Annotated in this window: 7 protein-coding genes and 1 pseudogene; 4 read left to right on the top strand and 4 right to left on the bottom strand. The window is 73.3% G+C overall.

Features of this window, described 5'->3' with window-relative positions; translation table 11 throughout:
• Both IH09_RS35390 and IH09_RS35385 read right to left on the bottom strand, forming a co-directional pair.
• Positions 1-1,890: type I polyketide synthase (locus IH09_RS35390; RefSeq protein ID WP_190233509.1), on the bottom strand; the 1,890-nt coding region annotated here is incomplete at its 3' end.
• A 229-nt stretch (positions 1,891-2,119) separates the two neighbouring features.
• Positions 2,120-5,083: pseudogene (locus IH09_RS35385) on the bottom strand (type I polyketide synthase); the annotation flags it as partial.
• A 301-nt stretch (positions 5,084-5,384) separates the two neighbouring features.
• On the opposite strand from IH09_RS35385, the gene IH09_RS35380 reads away from it, so the two are divergent.
• The 4 genes from IH09_RS35380 to IH09_RS35365 are packed head-to-tail and all read left to right on the top strand — an operon-like array spanning position 5,385 to position 9,328.
• Complete coding sequence (locus IH09_RS35380) at positions 5,385-6,773, top strand: glycosyltransferase (protein WP_052861857.1); 1,389 nt, start codon at positions 5,385-5,387, stop codon at positions 6,771-6,773.
• A gap of 40 nt (positions 6,774-6,813) precedes the next feature.
• Entirely contained in the window at positions 6,814-7,872 is a 1,059-nt protein-coding gene (locus tag IH09_RS35375; RefSeq protein WP_052861856.1) for a DegT/DnrJ/EryC1/StrS family aminotransferase, read from the top strand.
• A 56-nt stretch (positions 7,873-7,928) separates the two neighbouring features.
• Positions 7,929-9,104, top strand: coding sequence for a cytochrome P450 (locus IH09_RS35370; RefSeq protein ID WP_052861855.1), 1,176 nt, complete (start codon positions 7,929-7,931; stop codon positions 9,102-9,104).
• Positions 9,105-9,133: 29 nt separating this feature from the next.
• A complete protein-coding gene (locus IH09_RS35365; protein WP_052861854.1) occupies positions 9,134-9,328 on the top strand; it encodes a ferredoxin in 195 nt (64 codons plus the stop codon).
• 78 nt (positions 9,329-9,406) lie between these two features.
• Here IH09_RS35365 and IH09_RS35360 read toward each other — a convergent pair whose 3' ends face one another.
• Positions 9,407-10,594: a cytochrome P450 gene (locus tag IH09_RS35360; RefSeq protein ID WP_052861853.1), complete on the bottom strand. Its 1,188-nt coding sequence runs from the start codon at positions 10,592-10,594 to the stop codon at positions 9,407-9,409.
• Between the two features lie 82 nt (positions 10,595-10,676).
• Positions 10,677-22,010 (bottom strand): type I polyketide synthase, encoded by an 11,334-nt coding sequence (locus tag IH09_RS35355; protein ID WP_052861852.1) that lies wholly within the window; start codon positions 22,008-22,010, stop codon positions 10,677-10,679.
• Between the last annotated feature and the right edge of the window lie 44 nt (positions 22,011-22,054).

Below are 22,054 nucleotides of genomic sequence, written 5' to 3'. Positions count from 1 at the left end.
CACCACATCCACCCGCTCCAACGACGGCGCACCCTCAACCGCCCCCAACACCTCCGTCAACGACCAGTCCACGAACGGCCGCAGAGCCTCCTCACAGGCACCGATCCGCTCGGCGAACACCGGAGAATCCGCCAGCAGCCGGGCACCCATACCCACCCACTGCGACCCCTGCCCGGGGAAGACGAACACCGTCCTGCCGTCCACATCCGCGACCCCGCGCGCCAGCGCGGCAGACGATCCGTCGGCAGCGAGCGCCGCGAGCCCCTCCCGCAACTCCGCGCGGTCCGTGCCCACGACCACGGCCCGGTGCTCGAAAAGCGACCGCGAGGCCACCAGCGAATGCCCGACGTCGGCCGGACGCAGTTCACCGTCACCGTCCACCCGAGCCAGCAGGCTCACCGCCTGCTCCCGTACGGCGCCCGCAGCCCGAGCCGAAACCACCCACGGCACGGCGGCGGGAAGCGGCGTATCACTGTCGGCGACCACAGCGCTCTCGTCCGCCGGTGCCTCCTCCAGCACCGCGTGCGCGTTCGTCCCGCTGACCCCGAAGGAGGAGACGCCCGCGCGCCGTGGCCGCCCGGTCGCCGGCCAGGCGATCTCGTCGGCCAGCAGCTCGACCGCGCCCGCCGTCCAGTCCACATGCGTGGACGGCGTGGTGGCGTGCAGGGTCCTCGGCAGCACACCGTGCCGCATCGCCATGACCATCTTGATGACGCCGGCGACCCCGGCCGCCGCCTGGGTGTGCCCGATGTTGGACTTCAACGAGCCGAGCCACAGGGGCTGTTGGCGGTCCTCGGTGGTGCCGTAGGTGGCGAGCAGGGCCTGCGCCTCGATCGGGTCGCCCAGGCGGGTGCCGGTGCCGTGGGCCTCCACCGCGTCCACGTCGGCCGCGGTGAGGCCGGCGTCCTCAAGGGCCTGGCGGATGACCCGTTCCTGCGCCGGACCGCTCGGCGCGGTCAGGCCGTTCGACGCGCCGTCCTGGTTCACCGCGCTGCCGCGCAGTACGGCGAGTACGGGGTGGCCGTTGCGGCGCGCGTCGGAGAGCCGCTCCACGACGAGGGCGCCGACGCCCTCGGCCCAGCCGGTGCCGTCGGCGTCGTCGGAGAACGCCTTGCACCGGCCGTCCGGGGCGAGTCCGCCCTGCCGGCTGAACTCGACGAAGACGGAGGATTCCGTCAGTACGGTGACGCCGCCGACGACGGCGAGCGAGGACTCACCGGCGTGCAGCGACTGGGCCGCGACGTGCAGGGCGACAAGTGAGGACGAGCACGCCGTGTCGACGGTGATCGCCGGGCCTTCGAGACCGAGGGTGTAGGCGAGGCGGCCGGACAGCACACTGGCGGCGGTCCCGGTCAGCGCGTGCCCTTGCAGGGCGTCGGCCGAACCGGACAGGGCCTGGCCCCAGTGGTACGAGCCGACGAAGACACCTGCCCGGCTGCCGCGCAGGGTGTGCGGGTCGATGCCCGCACGCTCCAGGGCCTCCCAGGACACCTCCAGCAGCAGCCGCTGCTGCGGGTCCATGGCGAGCGCCTCGCGCGGCGAGATACCGAAGAAACCGGCGTCGAATTCGGCCGCGTCGTAAAGGAATCCGCCTTCGTGGGTCGTGCTGTGGCCCGCGCCGTCCCCGGTGAGGGCGGCGAGGTCCCAGCCGCGGTCGGTGGGGAATCCGGAGATCGCGTCGCCGCCGGAGGAGACGAGATCCCAGAGTCCTTCCGGTGAGCGGACGCCGCCGGGCAAGCGGCAGCTCATGCCCACGATGGCGATGGGCTCGTGGTTCTGGAGTTCCAATTCCTCGATCCGCTGCTTTGCGCGCCGGAGATCGGAAGTGACCCGCCTCAGATATTCGACGAGTTTGTCCTGCTGGTCTTCTTGCACCGGGTCCGTCCTCATCCTGTCGTGAACGAAAGCAGCGGATCGTTAGGGGTTTTCGAGTTCTTCGTCAGGTGGTTTCGAGCTCTTCGTCGATGATGTCGAGGAGCCGGTCCACCGAAACCGTCTCGATGTCCTCATCGGACGAGCGCTCTGTCGGAGGCGTGGATTGCCGGTGCGGCGATCCTGATGCCGCGGCCGTATCGCCGGTGAAGTGCGTCGAAAGATATGCGGCGATCAGCGCGGGGGTGGGGTGGCTGAATACGAGCGTGGTGGGCAGCCGCAGTCCGGTGATGTCGCCCAGCCGGTTGCGGAGTTCCACGCCGGCGAGTGAGTCGAAGCCCATGTCCTTGAAGACCCGGTGGGTGCCGATGGCGGCCGGGCCGGGGTGCCCCAGCACCGCCGCGGTCTCGGCGCGCACCAGGTCGAGCAGGATGCGGTCCCGTCCGGCGGGCGACGCCTCCGCCAGCTCCGTCGCGAGCTGCGGCGCCGCGCGGTCCAGGACGGTCGCTGCGGGGGCCCCGGGGGTGGGCTCGACGTGGTCCTCGCCATGGGCCCGCGCGGGGGCGTCGGGACCGGCCGGGTCCGTGGGCCAGAAGCGTCCGTGCTGGAAGGCGTAGGTCGGCAGCTCGGTCCGGCGGGCGGCCATGCCCTCGAAGAACAGCCGCCAGTCCACCGGTACGCCGGTCGCGTGCAGCCGGCCGAGCGCCGTGACCAGCGCGGCTTCCTCACCGCGGCCGGTGCGCAGGGCGGGCACCAGGGTCGTCTGCCGGGCCGCGTCGCCCAGGCTGTCCTGGGCCATGGCCGAGAGGACGGCGCCGGGCCCGAGTTCCAGGAAGACGCGCACGCCCGCCGTGTGCAGGGCCGCCACCCCGTCGGCGAAGCGGACCGGTTCGCGGACGTGGCGGACCCAGTAGCCGGCGGAGCACAGCTCCGCGGCGGACGCGAGCCCGCCGGTCAGGTTCGAGACCACCGGCAGGAGCGGTGCGTGGTAGGCGATGCTCTCGGCGATGCGCCGGAAGTCGTCCAGCATCGGGTCCATCAGCGGTGAGTGGAAGGCGTGCGAGACCCGCAGCCGGCTGGTCTTGCGGCCCCGCTCCGCCAACCGGCCGGCGATCTCCAGCACCGCGTCCTCGGCGCCCGCGATCACCACCGCCGACGGGCCGTTGACCGCCGCCACCGACACCCCGCCGTCCAGCAGCGGACGGACCTCGTCCTCCCCCGCACCCAGCGCCACCATCGCGCCGCCACCCGGCAACGCCTGCATCAGCCGGGCCCGCGCCGCCACCAGCCGGCAGGCGTCCGGAAGCGAGAACACCCCCGCCACATGTGCCGCCGCGATCTCACCGATCGAATGACCGCCCACGAAATCCGGCCGCACACCCAGCGACTCCACCAACCGGAACAACGCCACCTCGACCGCGAACAACGCCGGTTGCGTCCAACCGGTCTCGCGCAGCACCTCTGCGTCGGCCCCCCACATGACCTCCCGCAGCGGCCGGTCCAGCTGGGGGTCCAGTTCGGACAGCACGGTCTCCAGGGTGTCGGCGAACACCGGGAACCGTTCGTACAACTCCCGGCCCATGTCCAGCCGCTGGCTGCCCTGCCCGGAGAAGAGCACCGCGGTCGGGCCCGTACCGGCCGGGTCCGCCGTGCCGCGGGCCGCCTCGGTCACGCCGTGCTCGGAGGCGAGCAGGACGGCCCGGTGGGCCAGCGCCGCCCGTCCCGTGGCCAGCGAGAACCCGATGTCCACCGGGGCGAGCTCCCCGGCGCCGGAGACGTACGCGGTGAGCCGGTCCACCTGGTCGGCCAGCGCGGTCTCGGTCCGGGCGGATATGAGCCACGGCACGACGGCCGGGTGCACCTTGGGCTCCCGGGCGGGGCGCTCGTCCGGTGGGGCCTGTTCGACGATCACGTGGGCGTTGGTGCCGCTGAGGCCGAACGACGACACGCCCGCGCGCCGCGGGCGGCCGGTCTCGGGCCAGGGCACGGGCTCCGTGAGCAGTTCCACCGCGCCCGCGGTCCAGTCCACGTGTGGCGACGGTGTGCGCACATGCAGGGTCCGCGGGAGGGTGCCGTGCCGCATGGCCAGCACCATCTTGATGACGCCCGCGACGCCCGCCGCGGCCTGGGCGTGCCCGAAGTTCGACTTGAGCGAGCCGAGCCACAGCGGGAGGTGTCCGGCGCGGCCCTGGCCGTACGTGGCCAGCAGCGCCTGCGCCTCGATCGGATCGCCCAGGGTCGTGCCCGTACCGTGCGCCTCGACGGCGTCCACGTCGGCCGGGCCGAGGCCGCTGTCGGCGAGCGCCAGCCGGATGACGCGTTCCTGTGCCGGACCGCTGGGCGCGGTCAGGCCGTTCGACGCGCCGTCCTGGTTGACGGCGCTGCCGCGGAGCACGGCGAGTACGGGGTGGCCGTGGGCGCGGGCGTCGGAGAGGCGCGACAGCAGCAGGACGCCGACGCCTTCGGCCCAGGCGGTGCCGTTCGCGTCGGCGGAGAACGCCTTGCACCGGCCGTCGGGGGCGAGGCCGCCCTGGCGGGTGTGGCCGACGAATGCCAGGGGGGTGGACATGACGGTCACGCCGCCGGCCAGTGCCAGCGAGCAGTCGCCTGCTCTCAGGGACCGGGCGGCCCAGTGCAGGGCCACCAGGGACGCGGAGGAGGCGGTGTCCACGGTGATCGCGGGGCCCTCCAGCCCGAGGGTGTAGGCGAGGCGGCCGGAGGCGACTCCGGTCGACAGGCCCGTCATGGCGTGGCCTGCCAGGTCGTCCCGTGACCGGTGGCTGACGAGGGCGTAGTCCTGGCCGTTGGTGCCGATGAACACGCCGGTCTGGGTGCCGCGCAGCGACAGCGGGTCGATACCGGCCCGTTCGACGGCTTCCCAGGACGTCTCCAGCACCAGGCGCTGCTGGGGGTCCATCGCGACGGCCTCGCGCGGCGAGATGCCGAAGAAGCCGGGGTCGAAGTCCGCGGCACCGGAGAGGAAGCCGCCCTCCTGTGCGTCGCTGCGGCCCGCGCCGTCGCCGGCGAGGGCGGTCAGGTCCCAGCCGCGGTCGGCGGGGAATCCGGTGACCGCGTCGGTGCCGGCCGCGAGCAGTGCCCAGAGTTCCTCGGGGGATCGCACCTCGCCCGGATACCGGCAGGCCATCCCGACGATCACCACCGGATCGTTGTCGGTTCCGGTCGTCATGACGCTGCCCACCCCCGGGGATTCGCGGTCCGGTACTTGTGTCCGTGCCGGATCGTATGAGCGGGGGAGCTGTAATTTTCCCTAAAGAATCCGGTGCGGCTGCGGCAATCGCCCGGGGCGCATCCCGGAAGTCTAGGGATTCTCTTCGATCTGATGTGAGACCAAGATACTGTCCCGCTTCATCGCGCACCCTGTCCGTTGATGTCCGGCCGTTGGCGTCCGGCCGGGGACTCGGTCCTCGGTGAATCGCGGCCACTCGGCGACCGGCCGTGTGTACACCGTGGCAGCGAAACCACCCGGCTGCCACCTCCGAAGGGTGTTGTTCATGGAGTCGATTCGGCGGCCGATCCTTTTTGTCAGCTATGCGGAAAGCGGCCTGCTGAACCCGTTGCTCGTACTGGCCGGGGAATTGTCCCGGCGGGGTGTGGAAGACCTGTGGTTCGCCACCGACGAGAATCGGCGTGCCGATATCAAGGCGCTGAATGCGGGAACACCGGTCGAGTTCGCCTCGCTGGGCGGGACCGTTTCCGAGATGTCGGCGGTCACCTGGGACGACGAGACGTACCGGCAGGTGACCCAGCGGTCGCGGTTCAAGGCGCACCGGGCGGTCATCCGGCACTCCTTCGCGCCCCGGTCGCGGGTCGAGAAGTACCGGGCCCTGGCGGCGGTGGTGGCGGAGGTGCGGCCGGCGCTGATGGTGATCGAGAGCATGTGCCAGTTCGGGTACGAACTGGCCATCACCGAGGGGATCCCCTTCGTGCTGGGGGTGCCGTTCGTGCCGAGCAATGTCCTTACCTCGCACGTGCCGTTCGCCAAGTCGTACACCCCGCCCGGATTCCCGGTGCCGCATTCGGGACTGCCGGGGGACATGAACTTCGCCCAGCGCATGACGAACCAGTTGTTCAAATGGCGCACGATGGGGATGTTCACGGCCCCCGCGATGCGGAAGAAGGTGGCGGAGGACGTGGCGGTCCGCACGGAGCTGGGGATCGCTCCGGAGGCCCGCGGCATGATGGCGCGGATCGACGCGGCCGAGATGGTGCTCTGCTATTCGGTACCCGAACTGGACTATCCGTTCCCGGTTCCCGGGAGTATGCGGCTGGTCGGCCCGATGGTGCCGCCGCTCCCCCAGGCGCCGGACGACGACGGTCTGTCGGAGTGGCTCGACGACCAGGATTCCGTGATCTACATGGGGTTCGGCACGATCACCAGGCTGACGCGGGAGCAGGTCGCCGCGCTGATCGAGGTCACCCGGCGGCTGGCGGACCGGCACCAGGTGCTGTGGAAACTCCCCACGGAGCAGCAGGAGTTGCTGCCGCCGCGCGAGACGCTGCCGGGCAATCTGCGGATCGAGAGCTGGGTGCCCTCGCAGCTGGACGTGCTGGGGCATCCGAGCGTCAAGGTCTTCTTCACGCACGCGGGCGGCAACGGCTTCCACGAGGGCCTGTACTTCGGCAAGCCGCTGGTGGTGCGCCCGCTCTGGGTGGACTGCGACGACCAGGCGGTACGCGGGCAGGACTTCGGCGTCAGCCTGACCCTGGACCGTCCCGAGACCCTCGACGCCGACGACGTGACCGACAAGCTGACGCGGGTGCTCGACGATCCGGCGTTCCGCGAGCGCGCCGAGCACTTCGCGTCGCTGCTGCGGGCCGCGGGCGGGCGGAGCACCGCGGCCGATCTGCTGCTGGGCCTGCCGGCCCTGGCGGCGAACTGACCGAATGCATCACCACCGACGTGACCCGAGCGAGGAACGCATGGCAGTCAAATACCCCGTGTCCAGGCCCTGGCTGGCGGGACAGGAGCTCGCGTATGTGACCGAGACGATCAACGACGGCTGGATCTCGTCGCAGGGGCCGTATGTGCGGCGCTTCGAGGAGGAGTTCGCGCGGTACAACGGCATCGCGCACGGTGTCGCCTGCTCGTCCGGGACGACGGCGCTCACCCTCGCGCTGCGGGCGCTGGGGGTCGGCCCGGGTGACGAGGTGGTGGTACCGGAGTTCACCATGATCGCGACGGCGTGGGCGGTGACGTACACGGGGGCGACCCCCGTCTTCGTGGACTGCGGGGACGATCTGAACATCGATGTCTCACGCATCGAGGAGAAGATCACCTCGCGCACGAAGGCGATCATGCCGGTGCACATCTACGGGCGCCGGTGCGATATGGACGCGGTGATGAACCTCGCGTACGAGTACAACCTCCGGGTCGTGGAGGATTCCGCAGAGGCGCACGGGGTCCGGCCGGTGGCCGATATCGCCTGCTACTCACTGTTCGCCAACAAGATCATCACCTCTGGTGAGGGCGGCATCTGCCTCACCGACGACCCGCGGCTGGCCGAGCAGATGGCCCATCTGCGCGCGATGGCGTTCACCAAGGACCACAGCTTTCTGCACAAGAAGCTCGCCTACAACTTCCGGATGACCAGCATGCAGGCCGCCGTCGCGCTGGCCCAGACGGAGCGGCTGGACGAGATCCTGGCGGCCCGCCGGGAGATCGAGAAGCGCTACGACGCGGGCCTCGCGGACATCCCCCAGATCACCCTGATGCCGGCGCGGGACGTGCTGTGGATGTACGACCTGCGGGCCGAACGCCGCGAGGAGCTGCGGGAGTTCCTGGCGGCCGAGGGCATCGAGACGCGGCTGTTCTTCAAGCCGATGAGCCGGCAGCCCGGCTATTTCGACCCGCGGTGGCCGTCGCTGAACGCGAGCCGGTTCAGCGAGGACGGCTTCTACCTGCCGACGTACACCGGGCTGACCGAGGACGACCAGGCATACATCGTCGGGCGCGTCCGTGCGTTCTACGAGGCGAACTGACCGGACCGGGCCCGGCCGTCGCCGCCCACCACCAGACCCGCAGGGGAAGCGCACAGATGACACTCACCGATCCGAACCTCGTCGACTTTCCGGGGCGTCGTCCCGGCCGGCCCTTTCCACCGGCGGAGTACACGGAACTGCGGCAGCGGCCGGGGCTCGTCCGCTCGACGCTGCCGAGCGGGATCCCGGTCTGGCTGGTGACCCGGCACGAAGAGGTCCGGGCCGTCCTCACCGACCGCAGGATCAGTTCCAATCCCGCGCACCCGGGTTTTCCCCGGGCGGCCCGCACCGGCGGGGTGCCCGGCCAGGACGATGTGCCCGGCTGGTTCGTGGCGCTGGACCCGCCGGAGCACGGCCGGTTCCGCAAGACGCTCATCCCGGAGTTCACGGTGCGCCGTATCCGGGAGATGCGGCCCGCGATCCAGCGCATCGTGGACGAGCGCATCGACGCCATGCTCGCCGCCGGTGACCGGGCCGATCTCATCTCGGACTTCGCGCTGCCGGTGCCGTCGCTGGTGATCTCCGATCTGCTGGGCGTACCCCATGCGGACTGCGGTTTCTTCGAGGCGAAGACCCGGGTGCTGGTCACGCTGACGTCCACCGACGCCCAGCGGGAGGCGGCCACCAAGGCGCTGCTGCGCTATCTCACCCGGTTGATCGCCATCAAGGCGAAGCGGCCGGGCGACGACCTGATCAGCAGGCTGCTCGCCGACGGCACGCTGACCCCGCAGGAGGTGTCGGGGGTCGGGATGCTGCTGCTGATCGCGGGCCACGAGACGACGGCGAACAACATCGGGCTCGGTGTGGTGACGCTGCTGCTGCATCCGCAGGGGATCGGCGACGACCGGGCGGTGGAGGAGCTGCTGCGCTACCACTCGGTCGCCGACCTGGTGGCGTTCCGGGTGGCGGTCGAGGATGTGGAGATCGGCGGGCAGCTGATCAAGGCCGGTGAGGGCATCGTGCCGCTGGTCGCCGCCGCCAACCATGACGCGACGGTCTTCGAGCGGCCCGACGAGTTCGACCCGGCCCGGTCCGCCCGGCACCATGTGGCCTTCGGATACGGGGTGCACCAGTGCCTCGGGCAGAATCTGGTGCGCGTGGAGATGGAGATCGCCTACCGGACGCTTTTCGAGCGCATCCCGTCGCTCGAACTCGCCGTACCGGTCGAGGAGTTGGCGCTGAAGTACGACGGGGTGCTGTTCGGGCTGCACGAGCTGCCGGTGCGCTGGTAGCCGGCGGCCACGGAGGAAGGGTGAGGAACGTGCGCATCAGTGTGGACACCGACCGCTGTGTCGGGGCGGGGCAGTGTGTGCTGTCGCTGCCGGAGGTCTTCGACCAGGACGACGACGGGATCGTCAGCGTCATCGGCGCACCGGCCGGCGCGGCGGACCGGGACGCCGCCCGGCAGGCGACCGTGATCTGCCCGTCGGGGGCGATCACCGTGCACGAGGACTGAGCGGCCCCCGCGGGAACGAAGCGGCCCCGCCCCCACGATCGCGTGGGGGCGGGGCCGCATGCGTCGGCCGGTGCGCCGCTACCAGGTGACGGGCAGCTCGGTGAGGCCGCCGGACAACTGGCCGCCGAGCAGCCGCAGTTCGTCCAACCGGGTCTCCAGCCGCAGACCGGGCAGCCGGGAGAGCAGCAGGTTGTAGGCCGTCTTCAGCTCCAGCCGCGCCAGCGGGGCGCCGACGCAGTGCCACATGCCGTACCCGAAGGTCAGGTGCGGGTTGGGCGACCGGGTCGGGTCGAACTCCTCGGGCCGGTCGAAGACCTGCCGGTCGAAGTTGGCGAGGGTGAAGTCGAGCAGGACCAGGTCACCGGCCCGGATGGTCACCCCGGCCAGCTCGACGTCCGCGGCGGCGTAGCGCGGCAGCACGGAGCCGCCGGCCTTGGCGCTGCGCAGCACCTCCTCCACCGCCTGCGACATCAGCTCCGCGTCCCGCAGCACCGCCGCGCGCCGTTCGGCGTCGGTGGCGAGCAGGATGACGCCGAGGTCGATATGGCTGGCGACGCTGTCCAGTCCGGCGAAGAGCAGGCCCGCGGAGAGCGGGCCGATGCGCTCCGGGTCGACCTCGGACGCGCACAGGCGTGAGATGACGTCGTCGCCGGGGTCGGCGCGTTTGCGGTCGGCTAGCTCGCCGAGGTAGCCGAAGAGGTCCTGCTGGCCCTCGGTGACGCTCTGCCGGTCGTCGAGGCCGCCCATGCGGTGCAGCAGTGCCGTCAGCCGCTGCTGTTCGGTGGCGGGGACGCCGATCAGCTCGCAGAGCACCCGCAGGGAGAACGGCACCGAGAAGTGCGCGTGCAGATCGGCGGGCGGGCCCTGGGCCGTGAACGACTCCAGTACGGACTCGGCGAGCGCCGCCACCCGGGGTTTGAGGTCGCGTACGCGCCGGGCGGAGAAGTGCGGGGTGAGGACCGTACGGGTCTCGGCGTGCACCTTGCGCGCGGTGTCCGGGTCGTCGTCGGTGATCAGCAGATCGAAGAACGGGTTCTTCACATAGCGCGGTGCCGACGCGGGGTCGGGGTGCGAGCGTCCGAGCCGCTCGTCGAGCAGCAGTTCCTTCAGTTCGGCGTGCCGGGTCACCAGCCATGCCTCGTCGCCCGCGGGTGTGCGCACCTTGCATAACGGGGTGCGGTCCTGGAGCTCGCGCAGCAGCGGGCTCAGGCGGAGTATGGCCGGGGGCTCGGCGGTGAGTATGGGCAGTTGGGGCGTGGTGGTCACGAGGGGACTCCCGCTGGGTGGTGGGGGGTGTACGGCGTCCGGGACCGGCGCGGCCGGCGGCCGCGCCGGTCCCGGACGGCGCTCATGCGTCGGGCGTGTGCAGGGTCGCGACCCACTCCTCGATGATCTGTGCCGTGAGCGCCGAGTGCTCCTTGGCGAGGGACAGGTGGTCGGCCTCGATCATCCGGACGGTGTCCGCCTGGACGGAGGAGGTGTCGAAGAGGAAGCCGTCCAGCGGCCGCGCGCAGCGGACCAGGAGGGTCGGCGCGGTCGTGGGCGGCACCTCGATGCTGGTCATCGCCGTGAACCAGTGGGACATGGCGGAGAGCCGGGCGCTGTTCAGGTTGACCGACGGTGAGTCGATGTCGGCCAGGTAGAAGCGCTGGGTGCGGTGGTAGTCGTTGCCCTCGTCGCGGCCGTAGCGGATGCTCGCGGTGTCGAGCAGGACGACGGCCTCGGGGCGTACGCCCCAGGTCTCCTCCAGTACGCCGGCGGCCAGGTAGGCGAGCGAGCCGCCCGATGAGTGGCCGACGAGGACGAACGGCTCGCCGTCGCTGGCGTGCAGTGCGCTCTCCGCGACCACCCGGGCCGCGGTCTCGCCGTTGGCGGGCAGGAGTTCACCGGGTTCGAAGCCCATGAGCGGGAGCGCGGAGACATGCCGCCGGCCGCGGAAGTGCGCGGCGATGCGGGCGTACTGGTGCACCCCGCCCGTCGCTCCGGGCGCGCTGACGAAGACGAGGCGGGGGCCCTCCGGTCCTTCGGCGAGCGTGACCGGCGCGGAGAGCTCCTCCAGGTCGGCGGGGTTGTCGAAGGTGGGGCGGGTCAGCGCCACCGCCTTGAGCATGCCCATGGCCTCGTTCTGCTTCCCGGCCTTGACCGCGTTGAAGAACAGCTCCACCAGCGTCTCGTCCCCGTGCCGGGCGCCGCGCTGGGCCCCGGCCCGCGCGGGTCCGCCGCCGAGTCCGAGCGGGCCGACGGCCTCGGTGCGCAGCCATGCGGCGAGCCGTGCGGGCGTCTCGTGGTCGAAGACGACGGAGGAGGGCAGCCGGATGCCGAGGGCTTCGGCGAGCTGGTTGCGCAGCTCGACGGCGATCAGCGAGTCGAATCCCAGCTCCAGGAAGCGGCGTTGGGGATCGACCGCACCGGCCTCGCGGTGGCCCAGGAGCTTGGCGGCGTAGCCCGTCACCAGTTCCGTCAGCAGGCTCTCCTGCTCCGCTCCGGCCAGCGCGCCCAGCCGTTCGCGCAGGGTGCGCGGGGACCGGTCGGCGGTCGCGGCGGTGCGCCGGGTGCGCGGTACGAGGTCGCGCCAGAGCGCGCCGGCGGCCTGCTGGTCCTGCTGGAGGCCGGTGACGTTGACGCGGATGGGCACGACGAGTGCTTCGTCGCGGACGGTGGCCGCGTCGAACAGCGCCAGGCCCTGCCGGGTCGACAGCGGCGGTACGCCCGAGCGTGCCATCCGGGCCATATCGGTGTCGGTCAGGCCGCTGGTCATGCCGCCGTCCTGGGCCCACGGCCCCCACGCGAGGGAGACGGCGGGCAGGCCCTGGGCGCGGCGGTGCTGGGCCAGTGCGTCCAGGAAGGCGTTGCCGGCGGCGTAGTTGGCCTGGCCGGGGCTGCCCATCACCCCCGAGATCGACGAGTACATGACGAACGCGGCGAGGTCCAGGTCGCGGGTGGCCTCGTGCAGATACCAGGCGGCGTCCACCTTGGGCCGCAGCACCGTCGCCAGCTGTTCCGGCGTCAGCGAGCCGATCGTCGCATCGTCCAGTACCCCGGCCGTGTGCACCACCGCGCTCAGCGGGTGCGCGGCGGGCACGCCCGCCAGCAGCGCCGTGACCTCCGCGCGGTCGCTCATATCGCAGGCGACGAGGGTGACTTCGGCCCCGAGGGCGGTCAGTTCGGCGTGCAGGGCGGCCGCTCCGGGCGCCTGCGGACCGCGTCGGCCGGCCAGCAGCAGACGCTTCACCCCGTGCCCGGTCACCAGATGCCGCGCGAGGTGGCTGCCCAGTCCGCCGGTGCCGCCGGTGACGAGCACGGTGCCGCCGCGGTCCCAGGGGGAACCCTGCGCCGCGGGCCGCACCGCGTCGGGCAGCCGTACCAGACGGGCCGCGCGCAGCTCGTTCGCGCGCACCATGACCTGCTGTTCGTCCAGCGTGAGCAGGCCCGGCAGGGCGGCGGCCGAGACGAATCCCTCGTCGATGTCCACCAGCACGAAGCTGCCGGGGTTCTCCGACTGGGCCGACCGCACCAGACCCCATACCGCGGCCGCGGCCACATCGGTCACGTCCGCGCCGTCCGCCGCGACCGCGCCGCGGGTGACGAACACCAGCCGGGACGCGGCCAGCCGCGGGTCGGCCGTCCACTCCTGGAGCAGGCCCAGCACCCGGGCCGTCAGCTCGTGCACCGCCGCGGGGCCGCCGGTGGCCGCCTCGCCGACCACCGGGACGAGGAACACGTCCGGTGCGCGGCCGTTGTCGCCGAGCGCGTCGGCGAGGTGCTCGCCGTACGCGATGACGGATTCGTCGGCGCGGTGCAGGGCGTAGCCGAGGTCGAGTTCATCGGCGCCGATGACGGCCCAGCGGGTGCCGGCCAGGGGCGACTGCGCCGCCGGGACGGGCACCCAGGCGACGCCGAACAGCGATTCCGGCTCACCTGCCGTGCCGGTCCCGGCCGGTGGGTGCTCGTCCGCCGGTCGCAGCGTCAGCGAGTCGACCGAGACCACCGGTGCCCCCGCCACGTCGACGGCGAGCAGCGACAGCTCACCGGGGCCGGTGGCGGTGAGCCGGACGCGGGCGGCCGTCGCGGCGCCCGCGTGCAGCATCAGCCCGGTCCAGGCGACGGGCTCCAGCGGCCCGCCGCCCGCGCCCGCGGCGAACGCGGCGGCTTGCAGCGCCGCGTCCAGGAGCGCCGGATGCAGGGCGAACGCGGCGGCGTCGCCGGTGGCCTCGTCGGGCAGTGCCACCTCGGCGAACACCTCGGCGCCGCGCCGCCAGACCGCCCGCAGTCCCTGGAACACCGGGCCGCGGGCCGCCCCGGAGGCGGCGGTCCGCGCGTACCAGTCGTCGAGTGCGACCGGCTGTGCGTCCGGCGGCGGCCACTCCTGGGTGCCGAACCCGTCGGGCGCGGTCCGGTCACCGGCGGCCAGCACGCCGCGGGCGTGTCGCAGCCACGGCTGTTCGGGCGCGTCGGCGGGGCGGGAGTGGACGGTCACCGCGCGGTCGCCGGACGCGTCGGGCGCGGCGACGCGCACCTGCAGTGCGAACGCGTCGGGTGCGGTCAGTGTCAGCGGTGCGTCCAGGGCGAGTTCGGCCACCCGGTCGCAGCCGGTCTGGTCGGCGGCCCGGACGGCGAGTTCCGCGAACGCCGCCGCGGGGAGCCGGACCTGGCCCCGCACCGTGTGGTCGGCGAGCCAGGGGTGGGTGCGCAGCGACACCCGGCCGGTGAGCACGACCTCGTCCGATCCGGCCACGGCCAGCGCGGCACCCAGCAGCGGGTGCTGTGCGGGGGCGAGCCCCAGCCCGGCCGCGTCGAACCGTCGGGGCCCAGTTCCAGGAAGGCCGTCACGCCCTGTCCGGCGAGGGTCCGGACGCCACACCCGCTCCGTCAGCAGCGGCGTCACCTCCTCCTCCGTCGCCTGCACGGCGGCCATCGCACCACCGGACGGCAACGCCTCCATCAACCGCGCCCGCGCCGCCACCAGCCGGCAGGCATCCGCAAGCGAGAACACCCCGGCGACGTGCGCCGCCGCGATCTCACCGATCGAGTGCCCGCCCACGAAGTCCGGGCGGATGCCCAGCGACTCCATGAGCCGGAACAGCGCCACCTCCACGGCGAACAGCGCCGGCTGGGTGTAGCCCGTGCGGTGCAGCAGAGCGGGGTCGTCGCCCCGGATCACGGCGCGGAGCGGGCGGTCCAGGTGCGGGTCCAGTTCTGCCAGCACGGTGTCCAGGGCGGTGGCGAACACCGGGAAGCGCTCGGCCAGTTCCTGTCCCATGCCGAGGCGCTGGCTGCCCTGGCCGGAGAAGAGCACCGCCAGTGAGGCGGTACCGGCCGTGCCCCGGGCGATCTCCGGGACGCCGTCGCCGGAGGCCAGCAGGACCGCCCGGTGTTCGAACAGCGAGCGGGCCGTGGCCAGGGTGTACCCGGCGTCGGCGCGGCCGGCCGCGTCGGTGCCGGCCGCGAAGGCCGTGAGCCTGCCGAGCTGGGCGTCCAGCGCGGCCTCGCTCTTCGCCGAGACGGGCCACGGCACCACGGCCGGCGTCCGGCGCGGCGCGCCGTCCGGCCGTTCGGCGGCGGGGGCCTGCTCCAGCAGCACATGCGCGTTCGTACCGCTGATCCCGAACGAGGAGACACCGGCCCGGCGCGGCCGCCCGGTCTCGGGCCAGGCCGCGTTCTCGGTCAGCAGCGCCACCGCGCCCGCGGACCAGTCCACGTGCGAGGACGGCGCGGTCACGTGCAGCGTGCGCGGCAGCTCGCCGCGGCGCAGCGCCAGCACCGTCTTGACCAGGCCCGCGGCGCCCGCCGCGGCCTGGGTGTGGCCGATGTTCGACTTGACGGAGCCCAGCAGCAGCGGCCGCCGGGGGTCGCGGCCCTGGCCGTACGTGGCCAGCAGCGCCTGCGCCTCGATCGGATCGCCCAGGGGGGTGCCCGTACCGTGCGCCTCGACGGCGTCCACGTCCACCGGGGAGACCCCGGCGTTGGCGAGCGCCTGCCGGATCACGCGCTGCTGCGACGGGCCGTTCGGTGCGGTGAGGCCGTTCGACGCGCCGTCCTGGTTGACCGCGCTGCCGCGTACCACCGCCAGGACGTCATGGCCGTTGCGGCGCGCGTCGGACAGGCGCTCCAGGACGAGGACGGCCGCGCCCTCGGACCAGCCGGTGCCGTCGGCCGAGTCGGAAAACGCCTTGCAGCGCCCGTCCCCGGCCAGGCCCCCCATCCGGGAGAAGCCGCTGAAGTTCGCCGCGGTGGTCATCACCGTGACGCCGCCCGCCAGGGCCAGCGTGCATTCGCCGTTGCGCAGCGACTGGGCCGCCAGGTGCAGGGAGACCAGCGACGACGAGCACGCGGTGTCGACCGAGACGGCCGGGCCCTCCAGGCCGAACGCGTAGGAGAGCCGGCCGGATACGACGCTGACCGCCAGGCCGGTGGTCGCATGGCCCTCCACATCGTCGGCGGAACCCATGACGAGACCGGCGTAGTCCTGGCCGCTGACGCCTACGTAGACGCCCGTACGGGTGCCGCGCAGGGTCCGCGGGTCGATGCCGCTGCGTTCGGCGGCCTCCCAGGCCACTTCGAGGAGCAGTCGCTGCTGCGGGTCCATGGCCAGCGCCTCGCGGGGCGAGATGCCGAAGAACCCGGCGTCGAAGTCGGCCACGTCCCGCAGGAATCCGCCGCGGCCCGTGGCCAGGTCCGCGGTGCCCGCCGCGGTCGGCAGGTCCCAGCCGCGGTCGGCCGGGAAGCCGGAGATCGCGTCGCCGCCGGCGGCGACCAGGTCCCACAGCTCCTCCGGGGAGCTCACGCCGCCGGGGAAGCGGCAGCTCATGCCGACGATGGCGATGGGGTCGCCGGAGGCCGCGGCCGGTTCGGGTGCGGCGGCGGCCGGGGCCCCGTCCAGACCGGCCAGTTCGCCGAGCAGTTGCGCGGCGAGCCGGACGGGCGTGGGGTAGTCGAAGACGAGCGTGGCGGGCAGCGTCAGGCCCGTCGCGGTCGCGAGGCGGTTGCGCAGTTCGACCGAGGTCAGCGAGTCGAAGCCCGCCTGCCGGAACTCGCGCTCGGCGACGATGGCCGCCGGTGAGGGGTGGCCGAGTACGGCGGCGGCCTCGGTGCGGATGAGGTCGGTCAGATGGCGCAGCCGCTCGTCCTCGCCCAGTGCCGCCAGGCGTTCGGCGAGGCCCGCGCGGGAGGCTTCGGCCGCGCCGCCCGCGACGGTGCGGCGCCCGGTGCGGACCAGGCCGCGCAGCAGCGCCGGGACGGTGCCCGCCGGCCGGGGTGCGCCGGTGGCCAGGGGCAGCGGGACGACGAGGGGTTCGTCGCCCTGGGTGGCCGCGTCGAACAGGGCCAGTCCGTGCGCCACCGGTAGCAGCGGCACGCCGGTACCGGCCGCGCCGACCCGGCGCAGATCCCGGTCGGCCAGGCCGCTGGTCATCCCGGCGCGCTGCTCCCACGCGCCCCAGGCGAGGGAGAGCGCGGGCAGGCCCAGGGCGTGCCGGTGGTGGGCGAGCGCGTCCAGGAAGGCGTTGCCGGCCGCGTAGTTGGCCTGGCCGGGGCTGCCCAGGACGCCCGCGGTGGAGGAGTAGAGGACGAACGCGGCGAGGTCGAGATCGCGGGTCGCCTCGTGCAGCCGCCAGGCCGCGGTCACCTTCGGGCGCAGTACGGCGTCCAGCCGCTCGGGCGTCAGCGAGCCGAGCACGCCGTCGTCGAGGATGCCCGCGGTGTGCACCACGGCGGTCAGCGGGTGTGCCGCGGGCACGGCCGCCAGCAGTTCGGCGAGCGCGGACCGGTCCGCCACGTCGCAGCGGGCGACGGTGACCTCGGCGCCGTGCGCGGCCAGTTCCTCGGTCAGCTCCCGGGCGCCCGTGGCGTCGGGGCCGCTTCGGCTGGCGAGCAGCAGATGGCGTACGCCGCGGGTGGTCACCAGGTGGCGGGCCAGTTCGGCGCCGAGGCCGCCGGTGCCGCCGGTGATCAGTACCGTGCCGTCGGGGTTCCAGGCGGGCGGCATGGTCAGCACGATCTTGCCGATGTGCTGGGCGAGGCTCATGTGGCGGAACGCGGCGCGCGCCCGCCGTACGTCCCAGGCCCGTACGGGCAGCGGTGTCAGCACGCCGCGGGTGAACAGTGCCAGGAGCTCGGCCAGCATCCGCCGGATCTCGTCCGGGTCCACCTGGCCCAGGTCGAACGCCTCGTAGCGCAGGCCGGCCGGCAGGGTTTCCGGGTCGCGGATATCGGTCTTGCCCATTTCCAGGAAGCGGCCGCCCTCGGCGAGCAGCCGCAGGGACGCGTCCACGTACTCCCCGGACAGGGAGTTGAGGACGACGTCGACTCCCGCGCCGCCCGTGACGGCGGTGAAGGTCTCCGCGAAGGCGGTGGTGCGCGAGGAGGCGATGTGGTCCTCGGCGATGCCCTGTGCGCGCAGGACGTCCCACTTGCCCTCGCTCGCGGTGGCGAACACCTCGGCGCCCAGGTGGTGGGCGAGCTGGACGGCGGCCATGCCGACGCCGCCCGCCGCGGCGTGGATGAGCACCTTGTCGCCGGGCCGTACGCCGCCCAGGGTGACGAGGGCGTGGTGGGCGGTGAGGAAGACGAGCGGCACCGATGCCGCCGTCTCCCACGACCAGTCGTCGGGGATGCGGGTCAGGCGCCGTTCGTCGCCGACGACATACGGTCCGAAGCCGCCGAACAGCATGCCGGTGACCCGGTCGCCGGGCCGTACTCCGGTCACCTCGGGGCCGACCTCGGCCACGACGCCCGCGGCCTCGGAGCCGAACAGCCCGGCGTCGCCGGGGTACATGCCGAGGGCGTTGAGCACATCACGGAAGTTCACGCCGGCCGCGCGGACGGCCACCCGGACCTCGCGCCCGGTCAGCGGGGCGTGCACCTGCGGGCAGGGGGCCGGCGTCAGACCGTCCAGGCTGCCCTTGGCCCGGCTGTCCAGCCGCCAGGGCACGCCCACGGGGGGCAGCAGGGCCGCGCCCGTGTCGCAGCGCGCCAGGCGGCCGACGTGCAGCGATCCGGCGCGGACGACCGCTTGCGGTTCGTCGGCGTCCAGGAGCCGGGGCAGGTCCGGCAGGAGCTCCGCCGCGGACCCGGCCGGGCCGTCGGTGGCGTCGAGGCCGTCGATGTCCACCAGCAGGAACCGGCCCGGGTTCTCCGCCTGTGCGGAGCGCATCAGTCCCCAGACGGCCGCGGCGGCCGGGTCGCCGGTCGTCGCGTCGACGTCGGGGTCGGTGATCGCGCCCCGGGTCACGCACACCAGGCGGGAGCCGGTGAAACGTTCGTCGGCCAGCCACTCCTGGACCAGGCCGAGCATCCGGTGGGTGAGGTCATGGGCCGACTCCGCGACGCGGGCGGGATCGCCCGCCGCCTGGACGACCACGACGTCCGGTACCACCGCGGTCAGGTCGCGCAACGCGCCGACGGTCAGCGGGAGTTGACCCGCCGAGGTCAGGGCCGCGCCGAGGCCGAAGGTGTCCGGGCCGAGCAGTGCCCACGAGGCGTCGGCGCGCTCCCCCTCCCCCGCCCAGGGCAGCCAGTCGACCCGGAACAGCGCGGGGCGCTCGTCGTGGACGGGCCGGGCGGCCAGGTGCGGGGACGCGGAGCGCAGCGCCAGCGACGCCACGGAGATCACCGGCTCGCCCTGGGCGTCGACCGCCGCCAACTGGACGGCGTCCGGGCCGCTGCCGATCACCTGTACCCGGAGCACCGAGGCCCCCGAGGCGTGCAGGGACACCCCGCTCCAGGCGAACGGGAGCAGGCTGCGGCGGTCGCCGTCCGCGCTGGCGAAGACGGTCGCGTGCAGTACGGCGTCAAGCAGCGCCGGGTGTACGCCGAAGGCGTCGGCGTCCGCGGCCGGTGCGGGCAGCGCGACCTCGGCGTAGATCTCCTCGTCGCGCCGCCAGACCGCGCGCAGTCCGCGGAAGACCGGGCCGTACTCCAGGCCCGTGCGGGCGAAGTGGTCGTAGGCGTCGGTGATGTCCACGGGGGTGGAGCCGGGCGGCGGCCAGGTGGTCGCGTCGAAGGTGATCAGCTGCTCGTCGGTGGTGAGCAGTCCGGTGGCGTGCCGGGTCCATTCCTGGTCGGGCGCGTCGGCGGGGCGGGCGTGGAAGCGCAGCTCGCGGCGGCCGGCGTCGTCGGCGCCGCCCACCCTGATCTGCACCTGTACGGCGCCCGTCGCGGGCAGTGCGAGGGGGGCGTCGAGCGTCAGCTCGGCCACCCGGTCGCAGCCGGCCTGGTCCGCGGCGCGGATCGCCAGTTCCAGGAAGCCGGTGCCGGGGAAGAGGGCCTGGCCGCCCACCGCGTGGTCGGCGAGCCAGGGGTGGGTGGCGAGCGAGAGGGTGCCGGTGAGGACGAGTTCGTCGGAGCCCGCGACGGCCATCGCCGCACCGAGCAGCGGATGCCCGGCCGGGGTCAGTCCGAGGGACGCCACATCGACGGCGCGGAGCGAGACCTGCGGCCAGAAGCGTTCGTGGCGGAACGCGTACGTCGGCAGGTACCGTCGGGGCCCAGTTCCAGGAAGGCCGTCACGCCCTGTCCGGCGAGGGTCCGGACGCCATCGGCGAAGCGGCACCCGCTCCGTCAGCAGCGGCGTCACCTCCTCCTCCGTCGCCTGCACGGCGGCCATCGCACCACCGGACGGCAACGCCTCCATCAACCGCGCCCGCGCGCCGACCAACCGGCAGGCATCCGCAAGCGAGAACACCCCGGCGACATGCGCCGCCGCGATCTCACCGATCGAGTGCCCGCCCACGAAGTCCGGGCGGACGCCCCAGGATTCGACCAGCCGGAACAGCGCCACCTCGATGGCGAAAAGGGCCGGCTGGGTGTAGCCCGTGCGGTTCAGCAGAGCGGGGTCCGTGCCCCAGATGACGTCCCGCAGCGGGTGCTCGGTCGCCGTGTCCAGGTGGGCCAGTGCGGCGTCCAGCGCCTCGGCGAAGACCGGGAACCGTTCGGCCAGTTCGCGTCCCATACCGAGGCGCTGGGAGCCCTGGCCGGAGAAGAGGACCGCCGACTTGGGCCGGCTCAGGGCGATGCCTTCGGTGACGCCGGGGGCCGTGCCGTCGGCGAGCCAGGCGGCGAGGGCGGTCCGGCCGGCGTCGAGTCCTTCGGCGGTGACGGCGAGGCGGTGTTCGAGGCTCGCCCGGGTGGTGGCGAGGGAGAAGGCCAGGTCGAGGGCGCGGGGCTCCGGGGTGGGCGCCGCCAGGTGGGTCAGGAGGGCGGTGGCCTGGGCGCGCAGGGCGTCGGCGGTCCGCGCGGACAGCACCCAGGGCAGCGCCGCGGGCGCGGTCCGCTCCCGTGGCGGGGCCGCAGCCGCGGCCGGGGCCGGGGCCTCTTCGATGATCACGTGCGCGTTGGTGCCGCTGACGCCGAATGACGAGACACCGGCCCGGCGCGTCCGCTCGGACACCGGCCACCGGACCGGTTCCGTCAGCAGCTTCACCTCGCCCGCCGTCCAGTCGACGTGCGAGGAGGGCGCGGTGACGTGGAGGGTGCGCGGCAGTTCGCCGTTGCGCAGCGCCATCACCATCTTGATCACGCCCGCGACGCCCGAAGCGGCCTGGGCGTGGCCGATGTTGGACTTGACGGACCCCAGCAGCAGCGGCCGTTCGCGGCCCTGCCCGTACGTGGCGAGCAGGCTCTGCGCCTCGATGGGGTCGCCGAGCGGGGTGCCGGTGCCGTGCGCCTCGACGGCGTCCACCTCGGCCGGGGTGAGCCCGGCGCTCGCCAGGGCCTGGCGGATGACGCGCTGCTGGGCCGGGCCGCTGGGGGCCGTGAAGCCGTTGGAGGCACCGTCCTGGTTGACGGCCGAACCGCGCACGACCGCGAGGACGCGGTGCCCGTTGCGCTGGGCGTCCGAGAGTTTCTCCAGCAGCAGGACGCCGGCGCCCTCCGACCATCCGGTGCCGTCGGCTGAGTCGTCGAACGCCTTGCAGCGCCCGTCGCGCGCCAGCCCGCCCTGGCGGCTGAACTCGACGAGGGAGCCGGGGGTCGACATCACGTTGACGCCGCCGGCGAGCGCCAGGGTGCATTCGCCGTTGCGCAGCGACTGCGCCGCGAGATGGAGGGCGACCAGCGAGGACGAGCACGCCGTGTCGACCGTCAGGGCCGGTCCCTCCAGGCCCAGTGTGTAGGCGAGGCGGCCCGATGCGGCGCTGGCGGCGATGCCGGTGCCGATGTCGCCGGTCGCCTCGTCCGCGGACCCGACGAGGAGGTACGCGTAGTCCTGGCCGTTCGTGCCGATGAACACCCCGGTCCGGCTGGCGCGCAGCCGGGTCGCGTCGATGCCCGCGCGTTCGACGGCCTCCCACGCGGTCTCCAGCAGCAGCCGCTGCTGGGGGTCCATGGTCAGGGCCTCGCGGGGCGAGATCCCGAAGAAGCCGGGGTCGAACTCCGCGGCGCAGTTGAGGAAGCCGCCGCGCTGGCTCACCGCCGTGTCGCGGGCGTCGACGCCGCTGTCGCGCAGGGCGTCGAGGTCCCAGCCGCGGTCGGCGGGGAAGGGCGATATGGCGTCCGTGCCGGAGGCGACCAGGTCCCACAGGTCTTCCGGGGAGTACACCTCGCCGGGGAACCGGCAGCTCATGCCCACGATCGCGATCGGCTCCGTGGTGGCGGCGACGATCTGCCGGTTCTGCCGGCGCAGCCGCTCCGCTTCCTTCATCGCGGCGCGGAGCGCTTCGACGACCTCGTCGCTGGGGGTGTTCATGGTCAACTCCATCACTCGCGTTACAGGTCCGTCTGGCCGTTGAG

Origin of the sequence: Streptomyces celluloflavus (assembly GCA_000720995.1) — a bacterium.
Lineage (GTDB): Bacteria > Actinomycetota > Actinomycetes > Streptomycetales > Streptomycetaceae > Streptomyces > Streptomyces celluloflavus.
This window is presented reverse-complemented; position numbering and strand designations above follow the sequence as displayed.